The organism is Brachyspira hampsonii, assembly GCF_001746205.1.
Classification (GTDB): domain Bacteria; phylum Spirochaetota; class Brachyspiria; order Brachyspirales; family Brachyspiraceae; genus Brachyspira; species Brachyspira hampsonii_B.
Map to the genome: position 1 here is coordinate 1 of NZ_MDCO01000003.1, position 1385 is coordinate 1385.

Sequence of the window (1385 nt, forward strand, 5' to 3'; positions counted from 1 at the left end):
TGACAAAAAGCATTGAGTAGCTAGCTCTTCTATGCAATCTATAGCTGTTTTATAAGGCATTTAATGACAAATTGATTGTTTAGAAACATACTAGTGAAAGTAGCCTTAATCGCCTCTCGAAATTAATAATGCAGTATGGTGTAAAAAATGCAACTCGCGTTGCTCTACTTTTTTCCGAATTTCCGAATACGCAGCTGGGGTGATTGATCGATTTCGTATCAAAAGTTTTGTTTATAAAAACCGCGAAATCCTTCTTCAACAGATGGATTTTTACAGTGCTGACATACAATGACAACAACTATAATAGAAAATAACCGAAATATGAATGGAGAGAGACTACTTGTTTGTATTAAGCAATGTATTATGCAGCACTTCCAACCTATGATATACGATGAAAGTAGATGTGTAATTGAAACCACAAGGGGAACTTTTTCAGTTCCTGACAATTATAAGAAATATAAAACCTTAGCATTTGCTTTTGTTGGACACGTACTGAATACAGATGACACACCGGTAATTGAAAAAGAACTGGATTGGCCTGATCCTGCACTAGTGTACAATACAATTGTCGATCGAATCAGAAATCACCCAGAATTATCACAGTTTATATCGGTTGCATTCATTAGTCAATTAAAGGCGGCCATAGGGGAGGGTTTAGATATCAATGTAAGAGGCACGTTAAACCGCAGGGGAAAGGGTATAAGAAGGCCGAAAGGCGTATTTTTTAGATACATGGAATCCCCGTTTGTCAATACCAAGGTTACTGCATTCTTTTCTTATCTTCGAGACTATAATAAAATTGCCTCAGAGTATCACAATAATACTAAATTCATTCTCACGTTTTCATGTAAAGCATATTGGGCATCTGGCCCAAACTTTTCCGCCTTGAAGAATGTTATTAGGTGCTCCATAGTTCATGAATACATTTCTAGGTTTGTGGAAAGAGAACAGGGTCTTATAGGAGATCAGGAGCAACCACGTGAAGAAAACTCTTCCCCTGAACTAAGTAATGTGCAACATGAAGTCAATAATTTAATCGAACAAGATGCCGCGGCGGATGAAGGGTTGTGGAGTGAGATAGATTCATTATGTGAAAAATGGCAGTCTGAAGCGGAAGACCAAGCTGAAGCGGAGATAATAGCCGACAGAATAATTGGAAATAGTCAAAGGATGGCGAACCTTAAAATTCGTCGTACAAAGTTCAAAAGTGTCTTGTATCATATACTAAAGGAACTAATTCAATCTCAGGGAACCGTAAAGGTTTATCGCGGTAGTAGCTTTTCACACGATTCTATAAAGATAAGCTTACATTATGAAGAGCAGCATATTACAGCCGTATGGGTCTACCTAACAGTGAAATTTGAAGAGCATTGGAAACCAGTTGA

1 protein-coding gene is annotated in these 1385 nt (G+C 37.6%); it reads left to right on the forward strand.

The genetic code is table 11. The annotated features are described in order from the left end of the window. Positions 1-381: 381 nt before the first annotated feature. Positions 382-1385, forward strand: a 1004-nt coding sequence (locus tag BFL38_RS15900) for a hypothetical protein (protein ID WP_218070510.1), incomplete at its 3' end; no start/stop codon positions are given.